Here is a 26,887-nt window from a genome sequence, read left to right as displayed (position 1 = left end):
GACTGGTACATGCAGGGCAAGATCGAGATCGATCCGATGATCACCCACACCCTGGCCCTCGAAGACATCAACAAGGGCTTCGAACTCATGCATTCCGGCGAAAGCATCAGAAGCGTGGTACTGTATTAGGCGTGTCGTAGTCTCGGTCCACAAAGACTGAGCTTCCCTCGCAGCACCAGAGCGCGCCTGCAGCAATGGCGCGCCCTGGCTATGCCACAACTCTCTCGCCGGCCCGGCCACTCCCGCCATCGCGGATGAAGTCTTTTCATCAGGAGCAGATCCCGTTCCGCATCCAGCTCTCCGAGGCACGCTATCGACACTTGAGGTTTTTTGATCATTTTTTCTACCGCGCGAAAGCGCGTTTTGGCCTAGCCTCAATCAAGCAATGCAAGCTTGGGAGGACCTGATGAGCGCGTGGATTAAGGCCTGTGGGATCGATGACATCGACAATGAGGACGTGATCCGTTTTGATCACGAAGGCAAGACCTTCGCCATCTACCGGAGTCCTGATGACAGCTTCTATGCGACCGATGGAATGTGCTCCCACGAAAAGGTGCATCTCGCCGACGGATTGGTGATGGACAACATCATCGAGTGTCCAAAACACAATGGCAGGTTTGACTACCGCACCGGCGAGGCGCGCGGGGCCCCTGTCTGTGTCAATCTCAGAATCTACCGAACAAAGGTGGAAGACGGCAGCGTCTACCTCGGCCTGGAGTGACGCGCCATGCAGGAGTTTGTCATTGTCGGCGGCGGTCAGTGTGGCGCCAGAGCAGCGCTCGCGCTACGCGATCACGGATTTGCCGGTCGCATCACCTTGATTGGCGAGGAACGGCACCTTCCCTATGAGCGTCCGCCCCTATCGAAAGAGCACCTGATGTCGTCGGAAGGCATCGAGCCTCCCTTCATCGTCAGCAGCGCCGTGCTCGCGGAGCGGTCGATCGAGATGATGACGGGTGACACCGCCGTCATATTGGAGCGCGAGAGCCGTTCGGTAGAACTGGCGAGCGGACGCCGCGTTGCCTATGATAAACTGCTGCTCGCGACAGGTTCGTCACCACGCAGGCTCCCCTCTCTGGAAGGCATGGAGCATGTCTTCTATCTGCGCACGCACGACGATGCACAGCGGCTGTCGCAGCGTCTTGTCCCCGGTGGACATCTGGCGATCATCGGCGCGGGCTTCATTGGTTTGGAGCTCGCTGCAGCGGCAAGGCAAAGAGGTCTCGAGGTCACGGTCATCGAAGCTCAGCCCCGCATCCTGATGCGGGCAGTACCGGAAGCGATCGCTTCGCGCGTTCATGCGCTCCACGAGAGCCATGGCGTGCGCATCCTTTGCGGTACAAGCGCCGGGCGAATCGCGGCGCACGCCGCTGGCATCACTCTATCCCTTAACGAGGGTGAAGTGCTGGACGCAACGACCCTGGTCGTCGGTATCGGCGCCGAACCTCGCTGCGAACTCGCGCAACAGGCGGGCCTTTCGGTCGAGAATGGTATCGCCGTCAACGCCGCGCTGCAGACGAGCGATCCGGCGATCTACGCCGCTGGAGATTGCTGCTCCTTCCCCTACGGAGACAAGAGGATCCGTCTGGAGGCGTGGCGCAACGCGCAGGATCAGGGGGCACATGCATCCGCCAATATGCTGGGCGCGGAAAAGCCTTATGAGATCATTCCCTGGTTCTGGTCGGACCAATACGATTTCTCGCTGCAGATCGCCGGCTTGGCCAATGAGGCAACGAGCACGATCACTCGGCAAATCGACGAGGAGGCGGTGATTTTATTTCACCTCGCCGATGATCATCGGATCCTTGCGGCGAGTGGCTGGGGACGCGGCAACCGGATTGCGCGGGACATCAAAGTGGCCGAGATGTTGATAGCGCAGCGCGCAAGGCCCGCGCCGGACGCGTTATCGTCGGCCGCAGTGAGCTTGAAATCTCTCCTGTCACGGTCATAGACTTGCCGATAGGCAGCGATTTTTCGAATGGGAGGGGCAATGAAAGAGGCCGGGATCGGCATCATCGGAACCGGCGTCATGGGTGCCGATCACGCCGCCATTCTCGCGGACGGCGTCGCAAACGCTAGGCTGGTCGCCGTGCAGGATTTCGATCGCGGTCGCGCCGAAAACATTGCCGCATCCCTGGGCGTGCGCGCAATCGCGAATGCAGATGCGTTGATCAGCGATCCCGACATCGATGCCGTGATGGTCTGCTCGCCTGATGGCACTCATGCAGCGCTGGCGCTGAGGGCGATTGCCGCGGGAAAGCCCGTCCTCGTCGAGAAGCCGCTGGCGGCAAGCCTGGAGGATGCCGAGGCGATCATTCGAGCGGAAGTCGCAGCCGGAAAGCGTCTCGTGCAGGTCGGTTTCATGCGGCGCTTTGATGCCGGTTACGTCGAGATGAAACAAGCGCTCGCCTCCGGTGAACTTGGGCGACCGCTTTTCCTCCATTGTGTTCACCGAAACGCCGTCGGCCCGGACTACCTCACATCGGAACTGGTGATTGCCAATTCTGCCGGCCACGAATTCGACATCGCTCGGTATCTTCTCGGTGAAGAGATCACCTCAGCGATCGTCGCCAGCCCACCGGCAACGCGAAACGCCCCGAACAGACAACCGCAGTTCATCTTGCTGCAAACTGCGTCCGGTGTCGTAGTCGACATCGAGGTCTTCACTGACGCGCAGTATGGCTACGACGTCCGGGCCGAACTCGTCTGCGAGGACGGAACCGTCGCTTTGGACCCCAGTCCGGCGACGACGCTCCGCGCCAAAGGCCACGATGGCTTTCGAACGCCTGCCGATTGGCGGCCACGGTTCCGGCAGGCCTATCGCGCGCAGTTGGAAGCCTGGACGGCGGGCATACTCACACGGACGCCCTCAGGCTCAAGTGCATGGGACGGCTACATGGCAATGCTGGTGACAAAGGCCTGCCTGCATGCCTGGAAGACGGGAAACCGTGCGGCCGTCGAGCTCCCAGAAAAGCCGTCCTTGTATCGATGAAACGAACAGCTGGGGGAGAGTCTAGCTTGCAGCTGGCTCCCGATCGGAGGGGCGGCAAGCTATCAAACGAGAAGTGCCTCGCTTTACGCGAGGCTGTTCCCTATTCGCAAACCGTTCTGTACCTGGTGATGTAGTGGTTATGACTCCGGTGCTGGTAAGGCACCCGCCAGCATACGTCGCGGTAAGCGTAACGCGGCCGATCGTAGTCACGGTATCTTGGACCGTATCGGTAATAGCGAGGTGGTGGCGGATCGTCATAGTACCTTGGGCCGCCGGAGCCGAATTCGAAATAAACACCTTGCGCGCCGGCAGGAGCACTCACCAGTACTGCTGCGAGGCCGGCCACTGCGATAATCAACCGTTTCATGGTCAGTCTCCTTTCTATGGAGACTTAACGCGTTGACGTGGCGGTAGTTCAGCATTTTTTGGTCTTGTAGGACCTAAGTCCTATCACCATCAGACATCTGAAACGCAAGAGAGCCCCGCGGTGTCGGCGGGGCTCTTGAAAATCGTGACATCTCAAAACGACGTGCCTAGGGCGGCACGGCCTGAACTGAAAACGTCCTCGTTCCGATTCGGTTCCCGAGGATCTTTCGTTGCCTATGCCGGCCGTGGCGTAAACCCACGCGCGGTATCGATTAATGCACGCAATTGCTTCTCGTCGCGGACACCCTGGCGGTAAAACTCAATGATGATCGAGGCGATCCGCTCGGATTCATCCGAAGAGGCGTCGATTTCCTGCTCGTTGCGGATGTGATCAAGCACGCGGTGGCAGACCGACAGGTCTGTCGAATGCAACGGCTCGTCGCGGCGACTGTAGCGCTTGTGAGACATAGTAGTTCCTCCCTCCTCCGGAGGCAGAAAGGAGCCCCGCAGGAAGCGGGGCAAATGACAGGGACGTTTGGAAAGGCCAACGGGTCGCCTTGGAACTCTACTGAGAACGCGACGCCGGACTGTTGGTTCCCATTGTCTTGCGACGTCTTTCTGCTAGCCTCCCCAATGCCGGCGACACCGTCGAGCGATTGACAGTTTGCGGATACATTTGATCGACCGGTTGGAGAACGAATTGAATGTCGCGATTGGCCTCATCCTGTCGAGAAAGATGGAGGCTGAGCGCCTCCAAACGACTGAGAAAGTCACACGCGGCGTTGAAGCGATGCCGTTGCGGCCCGAATCCGCCAGTTGTTCCAACTCTCATGAAACCCAACAGCGGAGAGCTCCGGCGCTATGGGACCGAGAGCAACGGCAGCGGCGTCACGTTGGTGATTTGGGAGGAAGCCGCGACTTGAGAGCTTCCTCTTAAATCTTTGATATATAAGAAAAATGGTGGGTGATGTAGGGCTCGAACCTACGACCCGCTGATTAAGAGTCAGCTGCTCTACCAACTGAGCTAATCACCCGTAACCGCCGTGTTGCGCGGTGTGAGGGGGCGTATAAACAGGATCGTTCGGCTTGTCTAGCACCTGCCCGAAAATTCTTTGGTTAAAGACGAAGATTTTTGCGCATGGCTGAAATGCAATGAAATCAAAGGTCCAGCGTTCCGCTGGCGATACGCACCGCCTGCCCACCAATCCGGGCATTCGAGATCGCTCCGCCTTCGACATCCATATGCAGATGGATCAAGGACGGCCGCCCCATTTCCACGCCCTGCTCGATCATCACCCCGTGGTGTCCGTCCGTCAGGCGGTCGAAATGGTGAATGGTGCCGGATAGTGCGGCCACTGCCGCCCCGGTTGCCGGGTCCTCAACGATCCCCATGCCGCTTGCAAACATCCGCGCATGGAACTTCGCGGCATGATTTACACCACCCCGACAGTAGATATAGGCCGAGGCAAGTGCGCCATCGACGAAAGGAACGGTCGCTTCCCAAAGTTGCGGGTCGAAATCCATTCGCTGCGCCGCGCCAACATCGTGAACGGGAATCATGAGGAACGGCACTCCCGCACTCCAAAGCGACGGTACGTGGTTCTCAAAGCCAATTTCCGTCGTCTTCAGCGACAACGCATTGGCGATCCCGAGCTTGTCGAGCGGCATGGTGATCTGCTGCGACTTCCGCGGCAGATCGAATTCGGCAAAACTCGCCTCCCCCTCCCGAAGCCGAACCGCGCAGCGCACCGGCCCGACATTTTCCTCCAGCACTGAAACGAGATCGATGGTCGACTTGCCGTGCGCATGCTCGGCAAGAGCAATCGCGGTGCCGACCGTCGGGTGTCCCGCAAAAGGCAACTCACGACCAGGCGTGAAAATACGAATCCGAGCCGTATAGGCTGGATTGTTTGCTGGTTGGACGAAGACCGTTTCAGAGAGGTTCATTTCCTTGGCGATCGCCTGCATGGCGTCGCCGCTGAGCTCGTCGCCATCGAAGATGACGGCGAGCGGATTTCCGGCGAGTCTGCGGTCGGTGAACACGTCATAGACGCTGTAGCTTCGCGCCACATCGGCCTCCTGTCTCGGTCCTCGTTTCGCCAAACTGCCCGACCGGGCGACCGAGCGCAAGGCGTTTAAGAGCCGTGCTTTTCTCCAAAGTACCAGTCGATCACGGGGAGCATTGCAATATTGTAGGGATGCGCTTTCGGATCGGCCGAACGGATCGCAACCGCGCCGGCAATCTCCTTGTCATCAGCAACCAGCATGTGTGCTTCGATCTTCTCAATCATCTCCTCGGCAGTCAGATCGAAGCGGAAGAGCCGCAGCACTGTCACCGTGCGCCTGACATGGCTTGCATAGTAGCGGTCACCGGCTTCGGCCTCGTTGAGGTCGAGGCCCGTTTCCTCCCTCACCTCGCGACGCATGTTCTCTTCGACGTCGCAGCGACCACCGGAGATGTCCTGAGGTTCCAGCGAGCCGGCGGCAAAATACACCTGACCCGGATTGGCCGTGTGGCTCCCCATGCGGATAGCCACGAGCGCACCATCGGAGGTTTCAAGGACGGGATAGGCGAACAGATGGATGCCCCCGCGCCTATCCGCTTGACGACGCCACCACATGAACGTCGAAAACGGTATGACGTGCCCCTCGCTCGCTATACCAGCATCGGTCAGCGCCAGGCGTTTTTGAAAAACCATCCGGCCATCGAACAGCGCCGAGTTTGCAGTTGTCTCCTTCTCCCAATTTTCCCGGATTGCTTCGCGCTCCGCGACATAGAAGGGGTGGTCCCCGGCCAGGACCCGAAGATCCAGCCCGGCAATCGGAAATACGGTTTGTTCCGGCGGCCAGCCGGCGAAATCCTCGGAAAAATGAAGGTTCATATCAAATCCAATGTCATGACAACGGGGCAATGGTCGGAAGCCTTCGGTCGATCCCAGCCAGTGCGGGGATAACGCTCGACCTCCTGGCCGGGTGGGAAGACCGTACGGTAAGGCTGTCCATGTCGAATGAGCTCGGGCAGGCGACCGCCATTCGCTCTGGCGAGGGCAGCCGAGAGCCAGATGTAATCAAGCTGGCACAGCCATTGCTCTTCGGGGCCGCGGGCGTGGTAGAGCGTCCAGCGATCGAGCGGATCACGGCGGCGGACGACGTTCTCCGCAAAGCCATCATGGCTGAAAACGTCGAGTGCGCTGATGCTCTCGTCCTGATGCTCGAAGCGGTATCCCGTGCGGCGGCGCCCGATGACGTCGACGCGCTCCTGATAGTCGTTCATGTCGCCACATATAACGAACCGCTTGTCATCGGTGTGACCGCCGAAGCGGTCTTCGATGATGCGGCGTACCGCCAACGCCTCGGCCCGCCGCACGGGCATCGTGCCAAGCCTACTGTCGACGCCATTCGTGCGCGGCCCGTCCATCGATTTGAAATGGACCAAGTAGAGCAACAGTGGGACGCCACCGATCTCGAGCTCGAGTTCCAGGCAGTCCCGCTTGAAGATCTTGTCGTCGATGCGGTTGGTCAGCGCCAGTTGGTCGTTGAAGAGCCCCAGATCGCGATAGGTGAGCATCGCATGGCTCTTGATCTGCTTGAGCTCGATCTTCTGCCCATCGCGTGTCTCTTCACGCATCAGGACCGCAACATCGATCCCGCGGCTGTCGTTGCCCTCGACGAGATACTTTTGCCGGTAGCCGTTACCGACCATCCTGAAGAGATAACCGTATTCGAAAGCCTGCAGCGCTTCCATGTTATCGACTTCCTGCAGGCAAAGAATGTCGGCATCGGCGTCGGCAATCGCCAGCGCCGTCATCTGTCGGGTATCATCTGTGGAAGCGATCACCCGCGCCTGCTCGAGCTGCTGATAGACGCCTTCGCTGCGCACTTCGAAAAGCTTGATCACCCGGTCTTGGCGCAGCTGGTTGCGGAAACCGGTAAAATCGAAACGCGTCATCAGATTTTCAACGTTGAAAGTAGCAAGGCGGAGCGACATCGAGCATTTCCGATTGGCGTTATGCCATTAGTAGTGGCTAAGTCCCGCTTCGGAAAGACGTTTCGCGATCAGAGACGCCAAGCGGCGTGCACCACGACCCGCACGGCTTCACCGACCTCAAGGCGCTTCCGGCTGAAAGCCCGAAGCGCCTGCCCGTCGGCAAGCAGCAGCCTCACTGCATAGCGCTCGCCTTCATAGAGGATGCCGTCGACGCGGGCAGGAATGCCCTCCCCTACGATCAGGACATCCTCCTGACGAACCAGTATGTCTGCCTTCGGAAGATGGTCGGGCTCTCTGGCGAACAACGGTTCGAGTGCGCTCCAGTCGAATTGCCTGATGTCACCAGCCGGAGATGGAAGCGAGAGAATTGCACCGCGGCCAATCAACCCGCCAACCAGTCGCCCCTCCGGATGGGCATAGATTTCCGCCGGCGGTGCAGCTTGCAGAAGGCGGCCTTCGGACATGACAGCGACATCGGTTGCCAACGCCATTGCTTCGCTCTGATCGTGCGTGACGTAGATCATCGTCGCGCCCGAGCGCTGGTGAAACTCGCGAAACGTTTCCTCCATCTCCTGCTTCAGGTGACGGTCGAGATTGGCGAGCGGCTCGTCGAGCAGCACGACGTCAGGTGCCGAGATAAGGCAGCGTGCCAGCGCCACGCGCTGTCGCTGGCCACCCGAGAGATCGGCGGGGCGGCGCTCGGCGTAATCGGCAAGTCTTACCGTCGCCAGCGCCTCGCCTACTTTCTGTCTGTAAGTTTCGCCGGAGATACCGCGCACCTTCAGGGGATAGCCGACGTTGTCCGCGACACTCATATGCGGCCAAAGCGCATAGGATTGGAACACCATCGCCATGTTGCGCCGTTCCGGCGGCAGCGAGCGGGAAGCGTCGGCGAGCAGCCGCTCCCCGAGATGGATGGAACCGTCCGTCGGCGCCTCGAAACCGGCGATCATGCGCAGTACCGTCGTCTTGCCACAACCCGACGGTCCGAGCAGTGCCAGAAAGCCGCCGTGCCGCACCCTCAGGGAAAAATCGGCCACCGCCGCACGACCGGTCCCGAAATCCTTCGCTAGGTGGTTGAGGATCAGTTCCGCCATGGGACGACCCCTCTCGGCAAGCGCTTTGCCATCAGTTCCAGAAGCAGCATCATGAGCACGACCATAAGGACCACGAGCACAGACAGGGCCGATGCCAAATCGGAACTGCCGCTGTCGTCGAGATTGTAGATCGCCACGCCAAGCGTCTGTGTTCCCGCAGACCAGAGGAGTGCGGAAATCGTGAGCTCATTGCAGGCAATGAGGAAAACCAGAATGACCGACGCTCCCGCAGCCGGAGCAATCAACGGCACGGCAATATCGAAGAGCCGCCGGAAGAAGCCTGCCCCAGAGAGCCTTGCCGCCTCCTCAAGCGCAGGGTCGAGCTGGTGAAACGCACTGACGATCGGCTTCAGGCTCACGGCGAAGAAACTGGAAAGATAGGCGATCAAGATGATCCAGATCGTCCCGTAAAGGGTCACGTGCAGGATAGGAATCGGCGCGGCAAACACGAGAATGAAGGACACGGCCATGACGATGCCGGGCAGTGAATAGGGAATCTCGATCAGGCTTGAAACAATGCGGCTGAAAAGGTCTTTACGTCGCGTCAGCGCGTAGGCCGCAAGCACAGTCACCACAAGGAGACACAGCGCCGTCCCGGCAGCAAGAGAAAGAGAATTGACAAAGGCCGTACGCGTAACAGCTTGCCGAAAGAGGATTTCATGGAAGGCATTTGCCGACATCGTCTTGAAGGTGAGCGGCACACCATAAGCGGGGACGAGCGCACCAGCGAGGAGCGCAAAGAACGGTGCTGCCAACATGAAGAAAAGGCAGAGCCAGAGCAGCGGCTGCCCGACAAACTTCCAACCTCCCAACTCGAAGGCCGTGGTCGGGCCCAAAAGCCCAAGCACGCGGTAGTCGCGACCACGCAAGGCACGGTCCTGAATGGCAAGTCCGGCAACGGAAATGATAGCGATGATCGCCGAAAGCACCGCCACGTCGCCGAAAGTCCGGCTTGTGAAGGAAGAAAACTTGATGAAGATCAGCGTTGGAAGCGTGTAGATCGAGGCTGGTATGCCGAGAATGGCAGGAATGCCGAAGTTGCCCGTGCAGGAAACGAAAGAGATTGCGGCGCCGGCAATGATGCCCGGCAGCGAGAGCGGCAGAATGATATCGCGGAAAACCCGAAAGCTGCCGGCGCCGGCAAGACGGGCAGCCTCGACGCCATCGCGGGGTAACGCCATCAAGCCGGCGCGAAGCGCGAGATAGACGAGTGGCGCATGCTGCACTCCATAGAGCAGCGAAATGCCGCCAACCGAGTAGAGAGGCTGCGGGGATCCGAGCGGAGGCGCAATGTGCAATGCCTTAAGCAGCGGGCTTGAAGGCCCGGACATTTGCACCCATGCCAGCGCTGTCACCTGCGGCGGTATCATCATCGGCAGCACGAACAGGAAACTCAGCACGCCCTTGCCACGGATATCCGTCAGCGTCAGCAGGAACGCGAAGGTGCAGCCGATCGCAAGCGAAATCAGTGTGCCGAAGACGGCCGTGACAAGTGTGTAGTAGGTGGCCGACCAGAGCGCAGGATCGCTCAGCACGGCGCCAATACCATCATTTGAGAGTGCGGCGATGCCTGTCATCGCAAGCCGTGCCAGCGGCAGCACGCTCAGGATCAGGACAATGATAACAACAAAAGGAAACAGCCAGCCGGGCTGGCTGCTTCCGGAACGAACATATCCGTGCATCAGCAACGATCAGTTCGAGCTGTAAATGCCGGAGAAGGTCTTGAGGTCCTGATCGGTGTTCTTCAGTGCCTGGACGGCATTGATCGGCAGCACTTTGATGCTGTCGCGTGCCGGGAAACCCTCCGGCAGCTTCATCCCGTTGCGAGCCGGGATATAGCCGAGCTTGAGGAAACCTTCCTGTCCCTTTTCAGAGAGGACGTAATCAACGAATTTCTTTGCAGCTTCGACATTCCTGGAGCTGGCGAGAATGCCGACCGGCTCCGTTACTGCGGAGACGCCTTCCGTCGGGAATACGAACTCGACCGGCGCGCCCTTGGCCTTTTCGCGGATCGGCATGTAGTCGACGATCATGCCGAATGCCTTTTCGCCCGAAGCGACCGACTTAAGGACCGCACCGTTGCCGCCGGCAGCCGTCGCGCCGTTGGCGGCGAGATCCTTGTAGAAGTCCCAGCCGAGGCCGTCGACGCCGGCCAGCGTCTGCGCGTGAATGAGGGCGGCGCCCGACGTCAGCGGGCTTGGCATGGTCATGAGACCCTTGGCTTCAGCCTTCGTCAGATCCTTCCAACTGGTCGGCTTGAACGCAGCCGATGTGTTGTAAACAATGCCGGTGGTGATCAGCTTCGTGGAATAATAGTAGCCGTCAGTATCATAAAGCGAAGCGTCGTAGCTCGCCGCTTCCGGCGACTTGTATGCAAGCAATTTGCCGGCTTCCTTCAGGCGCTCGAGCGTCACCGTGTCGGCAATCAGCAGGACGTCGGCAACGGGATTGCCGGCTTCGATTTCCGCCTGCAGCTTTGCCATGATCTTCGGCGTGCCATCACGTACCCAGTCCACCTTGATGCCGGGATTGGCGGCCATGAAGCCATCGACGGTCGCCTGCGCATCTTCGTTCGGCTGGCTCGTGTAGAGAACGAGATTGGCGGCGGATGCCGGAATTGCAAGCAAGCTCGCTGCGAGCAGCGCGGCGGCGGAAACGATCGTCTTCATGGCGGATCCTCGATGGTGGGAGAGCTGTTCCTTAGCCATCGCGGATAACATGATTGTGACAGTCGGCTTCGCGACGCTAACGTGCAATCGTGCTCTTGACCCGCCTACCCCGCCCCTATCTTCTACCACACGTTTTGACTCATGCATTTTTGGAGGACGCAAATGGAATACCGGCTTCTCGGTCGCTCCGGCCTCAAGGTTTCGACTGTGACGATGGGCACGATGACGTTCGGCGGCCAAGGCTGGGCGAAGATGGTGGGCGATCTCGGGGTCACCGAAGCGCGCAGGCTCGTCGACATCTGCCTCGACGCCGGCGTCAACCTCATCGATACGGCTGACGTCTACTCACAGGGCGTCTGCGAGGAAATCCTGGGCGAGATCATTGGCGGGCCGCGAAAGAATGGCGTGCTGATCGCGACCAAGGCCCGCTTCCCGATGGGAGAAGGACCGAACGACGTTGGTTCCTCCCGCTACCATCTCATCAATGCTTGCGAAGCCAGCCTGCGACGCATGAAGACTGACGTCATTGATCTTTACCAGCTTCACGAATGGGATGGCCAAACGCCCCTCGAAGAAACCATGGAGGCGCTAGACACGCTCGTCCGTCAGGGCAAGGTCCGTTATGTCGGCTGCTCGAATTTCTCAGGCTGGCATATCATGAAGGCCCTTGGCGTCAGCGAGAGGGAAAAGCGCGAACGCTTCGTCAGCCAGCAGATCCACTACACGCTCGAAGCGCGCGATGCCGAGTACGAGCTACTCCCGATCAGCATCGACCAGGGGCTCGGCGTGCTCGTCTGGAGCCCGCTCGCGGCCGGCCTGCTTTCCGGCAAGCATCGCCGCAACCAGGCAGCACCGGAAGGCTCGCGTCAGTTCGCAGGTTGGACCGAGCCCCCGATCCGCGACGAAAACCGTCTCTGGAATATCGTGGAAACGCTGGTGGCGATCGCCGACGACCGTGCTGTGTCGGCAGCCCAGGTGGCGCTTGCCTGGTTGATAGGCCGCAAGGCTGTCACGTCAGTCATCATCGGTGGCCGCACCGAAGCCCAGTTCAAGGACAATCTGGCAGCCGCCGAGCTGAAGCTGACCGAAGACGAGCGCAAGCGCCTCGATGCGGTCAGCCTGCCACCTGTGCTTTATCCGTATTGGCACCAGCTCAACACCGCAAAAGACCGGCTGAGTGAGGCCGATCTGGAATTGTTCGGCCCGCACTTGAATCGTTAGTTGGTTCTGAAAAGTCGGCGGCCAATCAGCCGCCGATTTCACCGGCGATCAGCGCACCAAGGCGGCTGATCCCCTCCTCGATCATCTGATCATTGGCGCAGGAGAAGCTGACGCGGAACGTGTTCTCGCCGGAGCCATCGGCGAAGAATGCTTTGCCGGGGACGAAAGCGACCTTGGCCGTTTCAAGCGACTTGGCGAGCAGCGTGGCACCATCCATGCCATCAGGCAGCGTCACCCAGATGAACATGCCGCCTTCCGGCTTGGTCCAGCTCGTACCGGCAGGCATGTACTTCTCAAGCGCAGCCAGCATGACATTCCGGCGATGACTGTAGACAGACTTGATCTTCGCGACCTGAGCATCAAAACCGCGTTCCGCGACGTGCGCAATCGCCATCTGATTGATCGTCGAGGAGTGCAGGTCGGCCGCCTGCTTCATCAGCACCAGCTTACGGATGACGGGAGCATTGGCAACGATGAAGCCGACGCGAAGACCTGGAGCCAGCGTCTTCGAGAAGCTGCCGCAATAGATCGTGCGGGTATCGTTGATGTGACCCTTCTTGGCAATTTCGGTCGCAAGGATCGGCGCGATCGGCGTCCCGTCGTAACGCAGTGACTGATAGGCTGCGTCTTCAATGACCGCGATATCGAGATCTTCTGCCAGGGCGAGGACGTTCTCTCGACCCGCCTGATCGACTGTCTCGCCAGTTGGGTTGGCAAAATCGGCCGAGAGATAGGCGAATTTCACCTTGCCGCCTACAGCCGACGCCTGCGCCTTATAGGAGTCCGGCGTGCGGTTGCCGTTCGGCGTCAGCTGGTCGTAGCTCGGCTCGTAGGCGTTGAAGGCCTGGAGGGCGCCGAGATACGTCGGGCAGGTGACAAGTGCCGTATCATTGGGCGACAGGAAAAGCTTGCCGAGATAGTCCAAGCCCTGCTGCGAACCGGACACGACGAAGACGTTCTCAAGCTCGCACGGAATGTTGAGCGCGGCCATTTGCTTGACCAGCCATTCACGAAGCGGCTTGTAGCCTTCGCTGACCGAATACTGCAGCGCCGAGTTCACGGCTGAACTGTTGAAGATATCGGCGTAAGCCGCCTTGAATTCCTGATCGGGGAAAAGTGCCGGATCCGGAATTCCACCTGCAAAGGAAATGATGTCAGGGCGGTCAAGAAGCTTCAGGAGTTCGCGAATCTCCGATGCGCGCATACGTGAAGAACGCGTCGCGTATATGCTTTCCCAATTCAACATGGGCATTTCCTCGTAATTTTTCGTGTTTACGCGACAGAACCACGCAACAAAAGATAAGTCAACATTGCTGACCTATTTGTTTGCTACCGTGAGAATTTCAGGAAGAACCGGCCGAAATCGATCTTTTCAAGACCCACTCTGTGGCGGTAGTGTCGCCGCCACTATCCAACATGCTATGAAGGTGCCAGTAATGCCCGCGTCGTTGAACACTCCTGAAATCAAGATCGAATTCCACACGTCGCCGGTCTCGGAGGCCGATCGAACTCAGGCCCTGGAGTCGCCCGGCTTTGGAAAGGTCTTCACGGATCACATGGTTCTGGCACGGTGGACTCCCGAGCACGGCTGGCACGATGCGAAGGTTACGCCCAGACGGCCTTTGGAACTCGATCCTGCCAGCGCGGTGCTGCACTATGCTCAGGAAATCTTTGAGGGCATGAAAGCCTACAGGGCGGACGATGGTCGCATTCTGCTCTTCCGGCCTGAAGAGAACGCCCGCCGTTTTGCGCAGTCGGCGGCCAGGATGGCGATGCCCGCCGTTCCGACAGAGCTTTTCCTCAAGGCGGTCGAAGAACTTGTCCGTGTCGACAAGGAATGGATTCCATCAGGCGACGGCAGCCTCTACCTGCGCCCATTCATGTTCGCCAACGAGGCATTCCTCGGCGTCCGCCCCGCCCAGGAGTATATCTTCTGTATCATTGCCTCCCCTGTGGGCGCTTACTTCAAAGGTGGAGCGAAGGCGGTCTCCCTGTGGGTCGAGACTGAATATACCCGTGCAGCGGCCGGCGGCACCGGTGCCGCCAAATGTGGCGGAAACTACGCCGCCAGCCTCGTGGCACAGGCCGAAGCGGCGAAGAAGGACTGCGACCAGGTTGTGTTCCTTGATGCAGCGGAACATCGCTGGGTCGAAGAACTCGGCGGGATGAACGTATTCTTCGTCATGAACGACGGATCTGTCGTAACCCCGCCTCTCGGCGGCACGATCCTGCCGGGCATCACGCGCGCCTCGGTGATCGTTCTCGCCGAAGAAAGGGGCTTGCGCGTCGAGCAGCGTCCCTACTCGTTCGCGGAATGGCAGAACGATGCGGCCAGTGGCAAGCTCGTGGAAGCCTTCGCTTGCGGAACCGCAGCAGTACTCGCGGGCATCGGCCTGGTGCGGCACGCGGGCGGCGAATTCCTGATCGGAGACGGACAGACCGGCAAGCTGACTAGCGAGCTGCGTCAGGAGCTCGTTGGCCTGCAGAAGGGCGTAACGAACGATGAGCGCGGCTGGACACGTCGCATCCTGGCCTGAGGTCAACGGGGCGGCGAGCAGCCGACCACCAGTAAATTCAGAGATTTAGAAACCGGGCGGCGCCCGGTTTTTTTGGCAGGACGGGAGCAAAGGTCATGGCTTGCGCCGATAGGCGCTATGCTTCAGCCGTTGGCAAAATCAAGGAGTTTCGGGGTGGTATGGGGAAAACACTCCTTCACCCCCGCTTCCCGACGGGAAACGGGGAAGATCTTTTCCGAGACCGCAGCTCGAACGTGCCGAGCTCAGGAATGGAACAGGGCCGCGATCTGCTCTTGCGTCGGCAGCTGGCCGCGCGGCGTCAGCTTGTCGACCACTCCAGGCAGAACGGTCGACAATTGGTTCAGTAGCTCCTGCTCACTGATTCCCGCCTGACGTGCGAGATCGCTGATCGTCTTGGAGCCCAGCGCATCATTGAGACTGCCAGGTGCGATCGGCCTGTTCTGCCCAGGCTGGACCCAGGAGTCGACCGTATCGCCCTGCCCGGCTTCCGTCAGCTTGCCGAGAAGGCCGCCGAGACCCCCGAGCCCACCGAGAAGCCCGCCGTCACCGGTCTGCGGGTTGGCCTGCTGAGCGGCTGGATCCGTCTGGCTTCCTCCGCCGCCGAGGAGCTTCCCCACCAGCAACGCGCCAAGTGCGATCATGATCGGCTTCGATATATTTCCGCCTGGAACAGCGTCGTCGAAGATACCCATGCCATCCTCCTTTTCGATTTCTTCATTTCCATGAACAACAACTGTAGAATGAAAGCATAAGGTTCTCGCGAACCTTGAATTCCCCGACGAGCTCTTTAGCTTAAACGGGAAGATGGTCTGAATATTCAACCAATCAAGGAGGGGAATGGCAGATGTCAGTAATCGGTTGGATTATCCTTGGACTGATCGCCGGGTTCATCGGCAGCAAGATCGTCAACAAGTCGGGCGCGGGCATGTTGATGGACATCGTCCTCGGGATCGTCGGAGCGATCGTCGGCGGCGTCATCTTCAGCTTCTTCGGCGCATCCGGCATAACGGGCTTCAATATCTACAGCCTCGTTGTCGCCGTCATCGGTGCCGTCGTCGTTCTCTGGCTGTACCACGCCGTCAGCGGGCGCCGTTCCATCTAGCTCTGTTTTTATGTCGACGGGATGAGCGCCGCCTCAAAGGCGGCGACTTTGTGCGTGTAACTCCGGCCTTGGGTCATCGGGCGAACGATCATGGCAAACGAGAGTACATCTTCATTCTACCACGACAACGCGGCCACCTATGCCGCGCGGCAACGCACGCTGCCGGTTCGACGGCTGGACGCCTTTTTGTCGCTGCTGCCGCCAGGTGCAGCCATTCTCGATCTGGGCTGCGGCGGCGGCCAGGACAGCGCCTACATGCTATCGAAGGGCTTCGACGTGACGCCATCAGATGGATCGCCGGCGATCGCGCAGCAGGCGGAAACCCTTCTGAAGCGTCCTGTCGCCGTTCTGCACTTCGAGGATTTGGATGAGGAAGAAGCCTTCGACGGAGTATGGGCCGAGGCGAGCCTCTTGCACGTCCCGCGAGCAGCCCTCCCTGATGTGCTGGAACGTATCCGCACCGCGCTGAGGCCCGGCGGCACCTTTCACGCCACCTTCAAGGCGGGCGAGGCCGAAGGGCATGACGGCTTTGGACGCTACTACAACTACCCTTCGGCGGAACTGCTCTCGGAAATGCTGAGCAACGGCGGCTGGCACAACATCGTCATCAGCGAGGGTGATGGCACGGGCTACGACGGAAAGCCGACCCGGTGGCTCGCGGTACGGACGCAAAAATAAAGGCCGGAGCTTTCGCCCCGGCCTCGTGAGCCAGCAGTTTGAAACCGCTTAGTTGACGGACTTGTCGACCAGCTTGTTCTTGCCAATCCAGGGCATCATGCCGCGCAGCTTGGCACCGACTTCTTCGATCTGGTGGCTGTCGTTCATGCGGCGGATCCCCTTGAAGCGCGAACCACCTGCCTTGTATTCCTGCATCCAGTCGGACGTGAACTTGCCGGTCTGGATGTCGTGCAGGACGCGCTTCATTTCAGCCTTGGTTTCAGCGGTGATGATGCGCGGACCGGTGACGTATTCGCCCCACTCTGCCGTGTTCGAGATCGAGTAGTTCATGTTGGCGATACCGCCTTCATAGATCAGGTCGACGATGAGCTTCACTTCGTGCAGGCACTCGAAGTAGGCCATTTCAGGCGCGTAGCCAGCCTCAACCAGCGTTTCGAAGCCGGCGCGGATTAGCTCGACGAGACCGCCGCAGAGAACGACCTGTTCGCCGAAGAGGTCGGTTTCGCACTCTTCGCGGAAGTTGGTTTCGATGATGCCCGAACGGCCGCCGCCGACGCCGCAAGCGTAGGAGAGAGCGAGTTCGAGAGCGTTGCCCGAAGCGTTCTGGTGAACGGCAACGAGGCAAGGAACGCCGCCGCCCTTCTGGTATTCGCCGCGAACCGTGTGGCCCGGGCCCTTCGGCGCGATCATGACGACGTCGAGCGAAGCCTTCGGCTCGATCAGGCCAAAGTGAACGTTGAGGCCGTGTGCGAAGGCGATTGCAGCGCCGTCACGGATGTTGCCGGCGATATCAGCCTTGTAGATGTCGGCCTGCAGCTCGTCAGGCGTCGCCATCATGATGAGGTCGCCCCACTTGGCGGCGTCGGCAACGGTCATGACCTTGAAGCCGTCGGCTTCCGCCTTCTTGATGGTTGCCGAACCGGCCTTGAGAGCGATCGCCACGTTGGCATGGCCGCTGTCCTTGAGGTTCAGGGCGTGTGCGCGACCCTGGGAACCGTAGCCGACGATGACGACGTTCTTCGACTTGATGAGGTTGAGATCTGCATCACGATCGTAATAGACGCGCATTTGAATGTCCTTCCCTTTGCTTGTCCTGTGACTGTTGTAAGTGGGATTAGCCGACCAGCGGCATCTCCACCAAAACCTTTTCCGTGCCATACAGGCGCAGGAAGGCGGAAACGGCCCTCTCCGCCTGACGCGCGGTATCCTTGAGGCCCGGCTCGCCGAGCAGCATGCGAACATGCAGATCGGAAACGATCAGGCCGTAAAGCGTGTGATATGCCTCGTCGGCATCATGGAAACGAAGCAACCCGGCGCGCTTGCCGGAATCGATCAGCCCCATGGCGCGGCGATCGATCTGGCGGCGACCCCGCTCCAGAAGCAGTTTGCCGAGCTTGGAGCCGTCGCGATGCGACTGACCGATGGCAAGACGGTTGAGCGCCAGTGAGACGTCGCCGGCGAGAACTTCCAGCAGATCCTTCGAGAAGATGACGAGGTGGTCGTGGAGGCTCGCCGAGGTCAGCCGCTCGCCATTTCGCTCGAAGGTGCGTACCTTACTCGCCTGGTAGGCGATCATGGCAGATAGCAGCCCGTCGCGGTCACCGAACCACTTGTAGAGGCTTTCCTTGGAGCAGTTCGCCGCACGGGCAACGCCCGATGTCGTCAGCGCCTTCTCGCCGCCATCGACAAGCAGCTGCAACGCTTGCTCTAGAACGGCATTTTGGCGCGGCGAAAACTCGCTGGGCTCCAAATTATCGACGGACACGGCCTCACTCCCGATAAGTACCGTACGGTACGGTTCGCAAGCTTTATGGTGCAAACCACTATGCGCGTCAAGCGGCACAAAGGGAAAATTTCATGCTGCAGGGCAGCGCCGAATCTCAATACAACTCCTGCCCCGACCAAATCCAACAACGCCGACAGGCGCCTCACGCACCATCAAGCGGTTCGCGTGCCGCCTCGACGTCTCGCACGGGCGACAGACCGTAGACCCGGCTGTATTCGCGACTGAACTGCGAAGGACTTTGATAGCCGACCCGATGCCCGGCCGTGCCGGCATCCAGCCGCTCGACTAGCATCAGACGACGTGCCTCATGCAGCCGCAGCTGCTTCTGGAACTGCACCGGCGTCATCGCCGTGATGGATTTGAAATGATGATGGAAGGACGACACGCTCATATTGACCTGCTCGGCGAGGTCCTCGATGCGCAGCGGGCGCGCGAAGTTCTGCCGCAGCCAGGCAATGGCCCGTGCGATGCGGTTGCCATGACTATCGGCGACCGCGATGTTGATAAGCCGGCCGCCATCGGGGCCTGTAAGCACGCGGTAGAGGATTTCCTGTTCGATCAGCGGCGCCATCGCAGCGATATCCTTCGGACTATCGAGCAAGCGCAAGAGCCGCACGGTCGCGTCCAGAAGCTCCGGTGTCGCGACATTAACTGCAATCCCACGGCCTCTCCCCGGCATAACCGGCCGCGGCATATCGGCCCGGCTCAGCAATTCAAGGACCTTTTCGCTGTTGATCGCAAGCGTCAGACAGATATGCGGAACCTCCGCGCTCGCCTCGACCACCCGCCAGATGACAGGCAGATCGAGCGACGTCAGAAGGTAGTCGCCGGCGCCGTAGTTGATGACATCGGTGCCGAGACGAAGGCTCTTGGCGCCCTGGATGACAATGGCGATGCAAGGTCGATAGCTGCCATGGCAAGGCGCGCTCGGCGTATGTCGGCGGCTGATCCCCAAACTCTCGATAGCAGTGCGGAATTCGCCCTCGGCGCCGGCATATCGAGCGGCGATCGAAGCGATCTCCTGATAGGGATTGAACGGCAGGGTCATGCGAAAGAAACCTTCATCTGCGGCGCCGGCGGGATGTGGACTATCTAGGATAGGTTCGAGCCCCCGAGAATAGCCCTTCCCCTCAATTTTGCAGGATCGTGCAAAAAGCTCGGAGGATCGCTCTACCGCACCGAAGACGTTCCGATGCATTTTCGGCCATCCGCCCAGCAACCCGAAAGGAAGTCCCGGATGCCTATTGCAAAAGGCTATGCCGCCACTGATGCATCTAAGCCGCTCACGCCCTTCACCTTCGAGCGTCGCGATCCCAATCCTGATGATGTCGTGATCGACATCAAGTTCGCCGGCATCTGCCATTCGGACATCCACACCGTCCGCAACGAGTGGAAGAATGCCGTTTACCCGATCGTACCGGGCCATGAAATCTCCGGTATCGTCTCGGCTGTCGGCTCGGCTGTGACCAAGTTCAAAGTCGGCGACCGCGTTGGCGTCGGCTGCTTCGTTGACAGCTGCGTCGGCTGCGCGACCCGCGACGTTGACCGCGAACAGTACATGCCCGGTCTCGTCGGCACCTACAATAGCGTGGAAGCCGACGGCAAGACGGCGACCCAAGGCGGCTATTCCGACTCGATCGTCGTCAAGGAAGGCTACGTCATGTCCATTCCGGACAACCTTCCACTCGACGCTTCGGCTCCGCTGCTCTGCGCCGGCATCACGCTCTACTCGCCGCTTCGCCACTGGAATGCCGGCCCCGGCAAGAAGGTCGCGATCGTTGGCATGGGCGGTCTCGGCCACATGGGCGTCAAGCTCGGCGCTGCCATGGGTGCTGACATTACCGTCCTCTCCCAGAGCCTTTCCAAGAAGGAAGACGGCCTGAAGCTCGGCGCCAAGGAATATTACGCAACCAGCGACGAGGAAACCTTCAAGAGGCTTGCCGGCGCTTTCGACCTGGTGATCTGCACGGTCAGCGCTGAAATCGACTGGAATGCCTATCTCGGCCTGGTCAAGGTCGACGGCGCCTTCGTCGTGGTTGGCGCTCCGGAAAACCCCATCCCGGTCGCTGCCTTCGCGCTGATCCCGGGCCGCAAGAGCATTTCCGGCTCGATGATCGGCTCGATCAAGGAAACTCAGGAAATGCTCGACTTCTGCGGCGAACACAACATCGTCTCGGAGATCGAGAAGATCAACATCCAGCAGGTCAACGAGGCCTACGAACGCGTTCTGAAGAGCGACGTGCGCTACCGCTTCGTCATCGATATCGCCTCGCTGGCGGCGTAACCAACGCAAAGGGCGGCTTCGAGCCGCTGCGCCTTCGGGCCGCCCTTTTTATTACGCGCGATTGTCGTCTCGCATTGTTTCCTTCTGGGTGATCAGCCGCGCGCTATGTTGGCCGCTGAGGTAAATCCAAAGCCAACTCCAGGCCACCGCAAAACGCGACCGTGTCCCGATCAGGAAGTAGATGTGGGCAATGCCCCATATCCACCAGGCGATCCAGCCTTTCAGCTTGATACGGCCAAAATCGATAATGGCTGCACTTTGCCCGATCGTCGCAAGGCTGCCCTGATGGCGATAGCGGAACGGTGGTGGCGCTGGTTTCCCCGCAAGGCGTGCCCGGATCACCTTCGCAGCATAGGCGCCCTGTTGTTTGGCAGCGGGCGCGATCCCCGGTACTGGTGCCCCTCCGTCCTGCGTAACGGCAGCCGTATCCCCGATGACAAAAACATCCGGATACCCCGGAGCCGTCAAATCTTTCTCGACGACAACGCGCCCGGCCCTATCAGCCGCAACATCGAGCCACTTGGCGGCGGGCGACGCCTGAACACCGGCAGCCCAGACAATCGTACGGCTCGGGATAAACCCCTCGCTCGTCTCGACGCCTTCTGTCGTGCACTCCACGACGCGCTCGCCGATGTGCAGATCGACGCCGAGCTCCTGAAGTGCCTTGCTGGCATAGGCGGAAAGCTCCTCGGCAAAGGTCGGAAGCACGCACGGCCCCGCCTCGACGAGCACCACACGTGTCTTGCGCGTATCGATATTGCGGAATTCGCGCGGCAGCGTCTTGCGCGCAAGTTCGGCAATAATCCCGGCAAGTTCGACACCGGTCGGACCGGCCCCAACGATTGTGAACGTCAGGAGAGCGTCGCGGACAGCGGCATCGGTTTCCGTCTCGGCCCGCTCGAAAGCCAGCAACACACGCCGGCGGATTGTCGTCGCATCCTCCAGTGTCTTCAACCCGGGCGCGACCGGTTCCCACTCATCTCGCCCGAAATAGGCGTGGGTTGCCCCCGTGGCGAGCACGAGCGTGTCATAACGCAACGTCATTCCGCTGCGTAAAGAGACTTCCTTCATGGCGGTATCGATACCAACCACCTCGCCTAGCAGCGTCGTCACATCCGGGCGGTCGCTATAGAGGTGTCGGATGGGCCAGGCGATTTCGGAGGTGGAAAGAATTGTCGTCGCTACCTGATACAGCAGCGGTTGGAAGAAATGATGATTGCGCCGATCGACCAGGGTGATGCGTACGCCAGCTCCCTTCAGACTGTCGACCAACTGCAATCCGCCGAAGCCGCCGCCTGCAACGACAACATGGTGTTCGCTCATGACGACCTGCCTTTCCGTGCCATTTCGCTGTAGCGAATGTCGTTGATTGCAGGCAGCTTTCAACCGCTGTTTCAGCATAGCTCGCCTGCTTCCGGCGGTTGTCGTGCGCGTCCAATTCGACGTTGAGGTCACTCAATGTGCATAGGCAACGGGTATCGATGTTCCGCTTTTCAACAATTCCATCGATATCGACGCGGACACGTCGAAAAGTTCGATCTTGCGGACAATCTGCTTGTAGATCACATCATAGTGCTCGACGCGCGGGAGTACGATCTTCAGAATGTAGTCGTGGTTCCCGGTAAGCCGGTGCGCTTCCACGATCTCCGGAATGCTGCCGATCACCCGGCGAAACGCGTCAATCCATTCGTCGGTGTGGTGCGCGGTCTTGATCAACGCAAATACCGTCGTCGGCACTCCCATCTTCTCTCGATCAAGCACCACGATCCGCCGTGCGATATGGCCGGTTTCCTCCAGCCGCTGGATGCGGCGAGAACACGCAGAGACCGATAGCGCGACCTTTTCGGAAAGCTCCGTCACCGAAATGCCCGCATCGGCTTGCAACAATTCCAGGATTCGTCGATCGCGATCGTCCAGCATCGGCCCCCATAGATCTCGAGATACAATTTTGCACAGTATCGGATATTTGCGCAAAACTACAGCGCAATCAGAGAGTTTCATACAAACAATGCAAACCATTTGCGCGATGATCAATGCATGATTTCGCCAATAGGAAATTCCAGACGGGAGCATGACAATAATGCAGACAATCGGATTGATTGGCGGGATGAGCTTCGAAAGCTCGGCGGTCTATTATCGCTTGATCAATGAGATGGTGCGCGAGCGCCTCGGCGGACTCACTTCGGCGGACCTGCTGATGCACTCGGTCAATTTCGAGGAGATCGTCGCTATGCAAAAGGCGGGCGACTGGGGCGCCGCCGCAAACCGGCTCGGCGATGTAGGTCTGCGTCTGCAGATCGCTGGCGCGCGCTGCGTACTCATCTGCACCAACACGATGCATCTCATTGCCGACCAGGTGGCCGCGCGTATCTCCGTGCCGCTGGTCCACATTATCGACGAGACCGCGAAATCGCTGAAGGCCTCCGGTCGCAAACGACCGCTGTTGCTTGCCACGCGATACACGATGGAGCACGGCTTCTATGCTAGCCGTATGAAGAGCTTCGGCATCGACATCGTTGTTCCTGAAGCCGGCGACCGAACTGTCGTACACGACATCATCTTCAACGAGCTCTGCGCCGGCAAAGTGCTCAACAGCTCGCGTGACAAGCTTATGCAGATTATCGAACGCGAGCGCGCCAAGGGCGCCGACAGCATCATTCTCGGCTGCACGGAAATCTGCCTGATCCTCGACCCGAAGCATCTGCCCCTACCCGGTTTCGACACGACGGAGATCCACGCGAGAGCCGCTGTCGAGTTCGCACTTAGTGATGAGGCGGTCCAGGAGGTCGTCGCCGCCTGAGCGATTAAAGTAGTTGACTCAGTCCAATAAAAGCGGGACAAAATCTTCTATCAGGAGATTTTGTCCATGCCCGACTCTGGCTTGATTGACACCGCGCGCGAGTTCAATCGCTTCTACACGAACTTCCTTGGGGTCCTTAACCGCGCCTATCTCGATACCGAGTTCACGCTGACCGACGCGCGCGTCCTCTTCGAGATCGGCTCCCGCAAGGGCGTCAGCGCCGGCGCACTTGCGCGCGATCTGCAACTCGACCCTGCCTATCTCAGCAGAATCCTGAAGCGTTTCCGCGCAGACGACCTGATCGAGACGAAGGCCGATCCCGGCGATCTGCGCAGTCAAATCATCACAGTCACCACCAAGGGACACAGCCAATTCGAGGAACTTGGCCGGCGCTCCAACGCTCAGATAGCGGAACGCTTCTCAAACCTCATTGACGGCGAGCCCCAAAGCGTGGTGTCGGCAATGGCTGCCATTCGGGCGCTTCTGGATCCCGAGGCCGCGCCGCCTCCGCTGATCATTCGGGCCTATCGCCCCGGCGATATCGGCTGGATCGTCCAGAGTCAGGGCAAGGCCTATACCGAAGAATACGGCTGGGATATGCGCTTCGAGGGCCTTGTTGCTGAGGTAGCGGGCAAGTTCCTGGCGAACTTCGATCCATCGATGGAGTATTGCTGGATCGCCGAGCGTGGCGGCATCAACGTCGGCTCGATCCTTGTCACGAACGGTGGAGACGGTGTTGCGAAGCTCCGCCTGCTCTATGTCGACAAAGCGGCGCGCGGTCTTGGCCTCGGAAAAATGCTGGTCGACGAATGCATCCGCTTTGCCAGGGCAAAGAAATATCGACAGATAACGCTCTGGACGAACGATGTCCTGCACGCGGCGCGCGGCATTTACTTGAAGGCCGGCTTCCGCCTTGTCTCCGAGGAGCGACACCGGATGTTCGGGCCGGAGGAAAACGGGCAGACCTGGGTTCTTGATCTCTGATCTGCGGCATCGAAAAAGTTTCGCTTGATTTGGAAACGATCATTTCCTAATTAGGTCGCTATGACCACGGCGACCCTTTCAACCCGGACACGCGGCAGACCGCGCGAATTCGATCGCGACGTAGCGCTCGACAAGGCGCTGCAGGTGTTTTCCGAGCGTGGCTATCATGCCGCGTCAATCAGCGAACTCACCGAGGCCATGGGCCTTGCCTCGGGCAGCGTCTACAAGGCTTTCAAAGACAAGCGCGGCATATTCCTCGCAGCCTTCGACAGATATCGCACCGTGCGTCGCGGCCTGCTGGACGCACGCATGGCGAAGGTTGGAACCGGCCGTGAGAAAATCCGTGAGGTCCTGGCCCACTATGCGCTCTCGTCACATGGCGCCTCCGGCCGTTGCGGCTGCCTTGTCGTTAGCAGCGCGAACGACCTTGCACTCTTCGACGAGGAGGCAGCCGAACGTGTCGCGGCGGCCTTTATGGCCAACGAAAAACTGATCATCGACCTCCTCCGCCTCGGCCAAAGCGACGGCTCGATCGCAGCCGAGATTAACGTCGCGGCCACCGCCCGTACGCTCCTTTGCGTCACCAAGGGAATGCGCGTGGTGGGCAAAACGGGACGACGCAAGGAGGACATGGTCGCCGTCGCCGACACTGCAATGAAGCTTATTACGTGAATCGGGTTGAGATCGACCTGCCTAAACGCGCAACCTTTCAATTATCCGATAGTCCCACCGGAGCCTACTATGAGTCTTTCGACCACCACGCGGGAAACCGTCGCGCCACAGACGCTCTCGCCGTTGATGACATTTCTTTTCGCGGCCACCTGCGGGCTCGTCGCGGCCAATCTCTATTACGGCCAGCCGCTTGCAGGCCCGATTAGCGCATCCCTTGGCTTCACACCGGCGGCAACCGGCCTGATCGTCACCCTGACGCAGATCGGCTACGGGCTTGGCCTGTTGTTGATCGTTCCGCTCGGCGACCTGCTTGAAAATCGCCGACTCGTGCTGACACTCATTGCCATCTCAGCTGTCGCTTTGGTCGGCGCGGGCCTTTCGTCGACACCCGCGATGTTTCTTCTGGCCTCGCTATGCATCGGCCTTTCCTCGGTTGCCGTCCAGGTCCTTGTTCCCTTTGCTGCCCACATGGCGCCGGACGCAACGCGTGGCCGTGTCGTCGGCAATGTCATGAGCGGGCTGCTCTGTGGCATCATGCTCGCGCGGCCCTTCGCCAGTTTCGTTGCCGAGGCAACGTCCTGGCATATGGTCTACTTCCTGACTGCCGCTCTCATGATCGCGCTCGTCGTCATCCTGAGGGCCAACCTGCCGGTCCGGGTTCCCCACACGAGGCTCAGTTACGGCAAACTGCTCGCCTCGATGGCAGATCTTGCTCTTCATTCGCGTGTTCTCCAGCGACGTGCACTTTACCAGGCCGGCATGTTCGGCGCCTTCAGCCTGTTCTGGACCACAACGCCCCTACTGCTCGCGAGCCCTGAATTTGGGTTGACGCAGAACGGCATCGCACTGTTCGCGCTGGCCGGCGCAGCAGGTGCCATTGCCTCGCCAATCGCCGGACGCCTCGCCGACCGCGGGTTGACGAAAGCTGCCTCCACCCTGGCGATGCTGCTTGGAATGTCGGCCTTCCTGATCAGCCAATTCGCGACGGACGGCTCGCTGACAGCCCTCTCATTGCTGACGGTAGCGGCGATCCTGCTTGATTTCGGCGTGACGACCAATCTGGTCTGCGGTCAGCGCGCCATCTACGCGATCAGCGCCGAACATCGCGGCCGCCTGAACGGTCTCTACATGGCGACGTTCTTTACCGGCGGGGCGATCGGATCAGCGGTGGGCGGCTGGGCATACGCCAGCGGCGGTTGGACGATGACTGCGTGGATCGGCTTCTGTTTCCCGGCCCTCGCGTTCCTTCTTTTCTTGACTGAAGCCCGCGGCCGGCAGCCAATCTCAGACGCCGGCTGAATCGAACCTGAGCCGGGCGGCGCGAACCAAATCATGGTTTTCTTCCGCCCAGTTCAGTAGCAAGGCCAGGGTGCCGTAGAGGGAGTGGCCTAGATCGGTCATGCGATACTCGACACTCGGCGGCTTGGTCGGAAACACCTCCCGCTCGATATAGCCGTCGCGTTGCAAATCCCGCAGCGTCTGCGTCAGCATGCGCTGCGAGATGTCGGGGATCATCCGCCGCAGTTCGCCGAACCGATACGGACGATTAGACAGAGCCTCGAGCATCAGCGTCGACCACTTGCCACCAATCTGCTGCATCATGTCCCGCACCGGGCAATTGTTGAAATCAAGGTTGCTGAGATCGACGTCACGACGAACGCTGGAGGTCTTCTTCTTCAGGTTGACGACGGCGCCTTTCATCCCTTGGTTC

At 59.8% G+C, this 26,887-nt stretch carries 28 protein-coding genes, 1 tRNA gene and 1 pseudogene; 13 read left to right on the top strand and 17 right to left on the bottom strand.

The features are described 5' to 3' along the window. The 4 genes and pseudogenes from ATY79_RS30575 to ATY79_RS17680 form a co-directional block, all read left to right on the top strand. Window positions 1-129: pseudogene (locus ATY79_RS30575) on the top strand (S-(hydroxymethyl)glutathione dehydrogenase); the annotation flags it as partial. A gap of 277 nt (window positions 130-406) precedes the next feature. Next, a complete protein-coding gene (locus ATY79_RS17690; protein ID WP_088692051.1) occupies window positions 407-721 on the top strand; it encodes a MocE family 2Fe-2S type ferredoxin in 315 nt (104 codons plus the stop codon). A gap of 6 nt (window positions 722-727) precedes the next feature. Beyond that, complete coding sequence (locus ATY79_RS17685) at window positions 728-1,951, top strand: FAD-dependent oxidoreductase (RefSeq protein ID WP_088704526.1); 1,224 nt, start codon at window positions 728-730, stop codon at window positions 1,949-1,951. 39 nt (window positions 1,952-1,990) lie between these two features. Continuing rightward, on the top strand, window positions 1,991-2,992 hold the full coding sequence (locus tag ATY79_RS17680; RefSeq protein WP_088704525.1) for a Gfo/Idh/MocA family oxidoreductase: 1,002 nt from the start codon (window positions 1,991-1,993) through the stop codon (window positions 2,990-2,992). A 100-nt stretch (window positions 2,993-3,092) separates the two neighbouring features. Here ATY79_RS17680 and ATY79_RS17675 read toward each other — a convergent pair whose 3' ends face one another. From ATY79_RS17675 to ATY79_RS17635, 9 genes are all read right to left on the bottom strand, one after another. Further along, on the bottom strand, window positions 3,093-3,359 hold the full coding sequence (locus tag ATY79_RS17675) for a hypothetical protein (protein WP_088692048.1): 267 nt from the start codon (window positions 3,357-3,359) through the stop codon (window positions 3,093-3,095). A gap of 233 nt (window positions 3,360-3,592) precedes the next feature. Then, entirely contained in the window at window positions 3,593-3,826 is a 234-nt protein-coding gene (locus ATY79_RS17670; RefSeq protein WP_088692047.1) for a hypothetical protein, read from the bottom strand. 490 nt (window positions 3,827-4,316) lie between these two features. Next, window positions 4,317-4,392: transfer RNA gene (locus ATY79_RS17665), tRNA-Lys, on the bottom strand. A gap of 124 nt (window positions 4,393-4,516) precedes the next feature. Next, window positions 4,517-5,428 carry a PhzF family phenazine biosynthesis protein gene (locus ATY79_RS17660; protein WP_088692046.1) on the bottom strand — a complete coding sequence of 304 codons (912 nt, stop codon included), beginning with the start codon at window positions 5,426-5,428 and terminating at the stop codon, window positions 4,517-4,519. A gap of 65 nt (window positions 5,429-5,493) precedes the next feature. Beyond that, entirely contained in the window at window positions 5,494-6,240 is a 747-nt protein-coding gene (locus tag ATY79_RS17655) for an NUDIX domain-containing protein (RefSeq protein ID WP_088692045.1), read from the bottom strand. Further along, on the bottom strand, window positions 6,237-7,346 hold the full coding sequence (locus ATY79_RS17650) for an endonuclease/exonuclease/phosphatase family protein (protein WP_088692044.1): 1,110 nt from the start codon (window positions 7,344-7,346) through the stop codon (window positions 6,237-6,239). The genes ATY79_RS17655 and ATY79_RS17650 overlap by 4 nt, the downstream gene beginning before the upstream one ends. 68 nt (window positions 7,347-7,414) lie before the next feature. Further along, on the bottom strand, window positions 7,415-8,443 hold the full coding sequence (locus ATY79_RS17645) for an ABC transporter ATP-binding protein (protein ID WP_088692043.1): 1,029 nt from the start codon (window positions 8,441-8,443) through the stop codon (window positions 7,415-7,417). Beyond that, window positions 8,431-10,125 carry an iron ABC transporter permease gene (locus tag ATY79_RS17640; protein WP_088704528.1) on the bottom strand — a complete coding sequence of 565 codons (1,695 nt, stop codon included), beginning with the start codon at window positions 10,123-10,125 and terminating at the stop codon, window positions 8,431-8,433. The genes ATY79_RS17645 and ATY79_RS17640 overlap by 13 nt, the downstream gene beginning before the upstream one ends. A gap of 9 nt (window positions 10,126-10,134) precedes the next feature. Further along, the gene (locus tag ATY79_RS17635) at window positions 10,135-11,112 is read right to left on the bottom strand and encodes an ABC transporter substrate-binding protein (protein ID WP_088692041.1); all 978 of its coding nucleotides are present in this window, start codon (window positions 11,110-11,112) and stop codon (window positions 10,135-10,137) included. Window positions 11,113-11,274: 162 nt separating this feature from the next. Between ATY79_RS17635 and ATY79_RS17630 the strand changes: the two genes are divergently transcribed. Then, complete coding sequence (locus ATY79_RS17630; RefSeq protein WP_088692040.1) at window positions 11,275-12,333, top strand: aldo/keto reductase; 1,059 nt, start codon at window positions 11,275-11,277, stop codon at window positions 12,331-12,333. 25 nt (window positions 12,334-12,358) lie between these two features. Here the strand turns inward: ATY79_RS17630 and ATY79_RS17625 are convergent, their stop codons facing one another. Further along, window positions 12,359-13,579: a PLP-dependent aminotransferase family protein gene (locus ATY79_RS17625; RefSeq protein ID WP_088692039.1), complete on the bottom strand. Its 1,221-nt coding sequence runs from the start codon at window positions 13,577-13,579 to the stop codon at window positions 12,359-12,361. 190 nt (window positions 13,580-13,769) lie between these two features. Between ATY79_RS17625 and ATY79_RS17620 the strand changes: the two genes are divergently transcribed. Beyond that, entirely contained in the window at window positions 13,770-14,870 is a 1,101-nt protein-coding gene (locus tag ATY79_RS17620) for a branched-chain amino acid aminotransferase (RefSeq protein ID WP_088692038.1), read from the top strand. A gap of 242 nt (window positions 14,871-15,112) precedes the next feature. Here ATY79_RS17620 and ATY79_RS17615 read toward each other — a convergent pair whose 3' ends face one another. Then, window positions 15,113-15,562 carry a YidB family protein gene (locus tag ATY79_RS17615; RefSeq protein WP_088692037.1) on the bottom strand — a complete coding sequence of 150 codons (450 nt, stop codon included), beginning with the start codon at window positions 15,560-15,562 and terminating at the stop codon, window positions 15,113-15,115. Between the two features lie 152 nt (window positions 15,563-15,714). Here ATY79_RS17615 and ATY79_RS17610 point away from each other — a divergent pair, with 152 nt between their 5' ends. Continuing rightward, complete coding sequence (locus ATY79_RS17610; RefSeq protein ID WP_088692036.1) at window positions 15,715-15,972, top strand: GlsB/YeaQ/YmgE family stress response membrane protein; 258 nt, start codon at window positions 15,715-15,717, stop codon at window positions 15,970-15,972. 90 nt (window positions 15,973-16,062) lie between these two features. Next, window positions 16,063-16,650, top strand: a complete 588-nt coding sequence (locus ATY79_RS17605; protein ID WP_088692035.1) for a class I SAM-dependent methyltransferase — start codon at window positions 16,063-16,065, stop codon at window positions 16,648-16,650. Between the two features lie 48 nt (window positions 16,651-16,698). Here ATY79_RS17605 and ilvC read toward each other — a convergent pair whose 3' ends face one another. The 3 genes from ilvC to ATY79_RS17590 all read right to left on the bottom strand — a co-directional run bounded on the left by ilvC (window position 16,699) and on the right by ATY79_RS17590 (window position 19,484). After that, entirely contained in the window at window positions 16,699-17,718 is a 1,020-nt protein-coding gene (gene ilvC / locus ATY79_RS17600) for a ketol-acid reductoisomerase (RefSeq protein ID WP_088692034.1), read from the bottom strand. A 46-nt stretch (window positions 17,719-17,764) separates the two neighbouring features. Further along, window positions 17,765-18,430: a TetR/AcrR family transcriptional regulator gene (locus tag ATY79_RS17595; protein WP_189637111.1), complete on the bottom strand. Its 666-nt coding sequence runs from the start codon at window positions 18,428-18,430 to the stop codon at window positions 17,765-17,767. Between the two features lie 148 nt (window positions 18,431-18,578). Continuing rightward, window positions 18,579-19,484, bottom strand: coding sequence for an AraC family transcriptional regulator (locus tag ATY79_RS17590; RefSeq protein ID WP_088692032.1), 906 nt, complete (start codon window positions 19,482-19,484; stop codon window positions 18,579-18,581). A 189-nt stretch (window positions 19,485-19,673) separates the two neighbouring features. Here ATY79_RS17590 and ATY79_RS17585 point away from each other — a divergent pair, with 189 nt between their 5' ends. Next, on the top strand, window positions 19,674-20,720 hold the full coding sequence (locus ATY79_RS17585; RefSeq protein ID WP_088692031.1) for an NAD(P)-dependent alcohol dehydrogenase: 1,047 nt from the start codon (window positions 19,674-19,676) through the stop codon (window positions 20,718-20,720). A gap of 51 nt (window positions 20,721-20,771) precedes the next feature. Here the strand turns inward: ATY79_RS17585 and ATY79_RS17580 are convergent, their stop codons facing one another. Together ATY79_RS17580 and ATY79_RS17575 are read right to left on the bottom strand one after the other, a co-directional pair. After that, entirely contained in the window at window positions 20,772-22,043 is a 1,272-nt protein-coding gene (locus ATY79_RS17580) for an NAD(P)/FAD-dependent oxidoreductase (RefSeq protein ID WP_088704527.1), read from the bottom strand. A 132-nt stretch (window positions 22,044-22,175) separates the two neighbouring features. Continuing rightward, window positions 22,176-22,640 (bottom strand): Lrp/AsnC family transcriptional regulator, encoded by a 465-nt coding sequence (locus ATY79_RS17575; RefSeq protein WP_088692029.1) that lies wholly within the window; start codon window positions 22,638-22,640, stop codon window positions 22,176-22,178. Window positions 22,641-22,800: 160 nt separating this feature from the next. Here ATY79_RS17575 and ATY79_RS17570 point away from each other — a divergent pair, with 160 nt between their 5' ends. The 4 genes from ATY79_RS17570 to ATY79_RS17555 all read left to right on the top strand — a co-directional run bounded on the left by ATY79_RS17570 (window position 22,801) and on the right by ATY79_RS17555 (window position 26,475). After that, the gene (locus tag ATY79_RS17570; protein ID WP_088692028.1) at window positions 22,801-23,520 is read left to right on the top strand and encodes an aspartate/glutamate racemase family protein; all 720 of its coding nucleotides are present in this window, start codon (window positions 22,801-22,803) and stop codon (window positions 23,518-23,520) included. 66 nt (window positions 23,521-23,586) lie between these two features. Then, window positions 23,587-24,504, top strand: a complete 918-nt coding sequence (locus ATY79_RS17565; protein ID WP_088704524.1) for a bifunctional helix-turn-helix transcriptional regulator/GNAT family N-acetyltransferase — start codon at window positions 23,587-23,589, stop codon at window positions 24,502-24,504. Window positions 24,505-24,564: 60 nt separating this feature from the next. Then, the gene (locus ATY79_RS17560) at window positions 24,565-25,176 is read left to right on the top strand and encodes a TetR/AcrR family transcriptional regulator (RefSeq protein WP_088692026.1); all 612 of its coding nucleotides are present in this window, start codon (window positions 24,565-24,567) and stop codon (window positions 25,174-25,176) included. A gap of 69 nt (window positions 25,177-25,245) precedes the next feature. After that, window positions 25,246-26,475, top strand: coding sequence for an MFS transporter (locus tag ATY79_RS17555; protein WP_088704523.1), 1,230 nt, complete (start codon window positions 25,246-25,248; stop codon window positions 26,473-26,475). Here ATY79_RS17555 and ATY79_RS17550 read toward each other — a convergent pair. Next, a complete protein-coding gene (locus ATY79_RS17550) occupies window positions 26,461-26,877 on the bottom strand; it encodes a helix-turn-helix domain-containing protein (protein ID WP_088692024.1) in 417 nt (138 codons plus the stop codon). The genes ATY79_RS17555 and ATY79_RS17550 overlap by 15 nt on opposite strands. Window positions 26,878-26,887 lie beyond the last annotated feature (10 nt).

The organism is Rhizobium sp. R693, from assembly GCF_002211315.1.
Classification (GTDB): Bacteria; Pseudomonadota; Alphaproteobacteria; order Rhizobiales; family Rhizobiaceae; genus Rhizobium.
The sequence above is the reverse complement of the archived record's forward strand: the minus strand, read 5'-3'. Positions and strand labels throughout refer to the sequence as shown.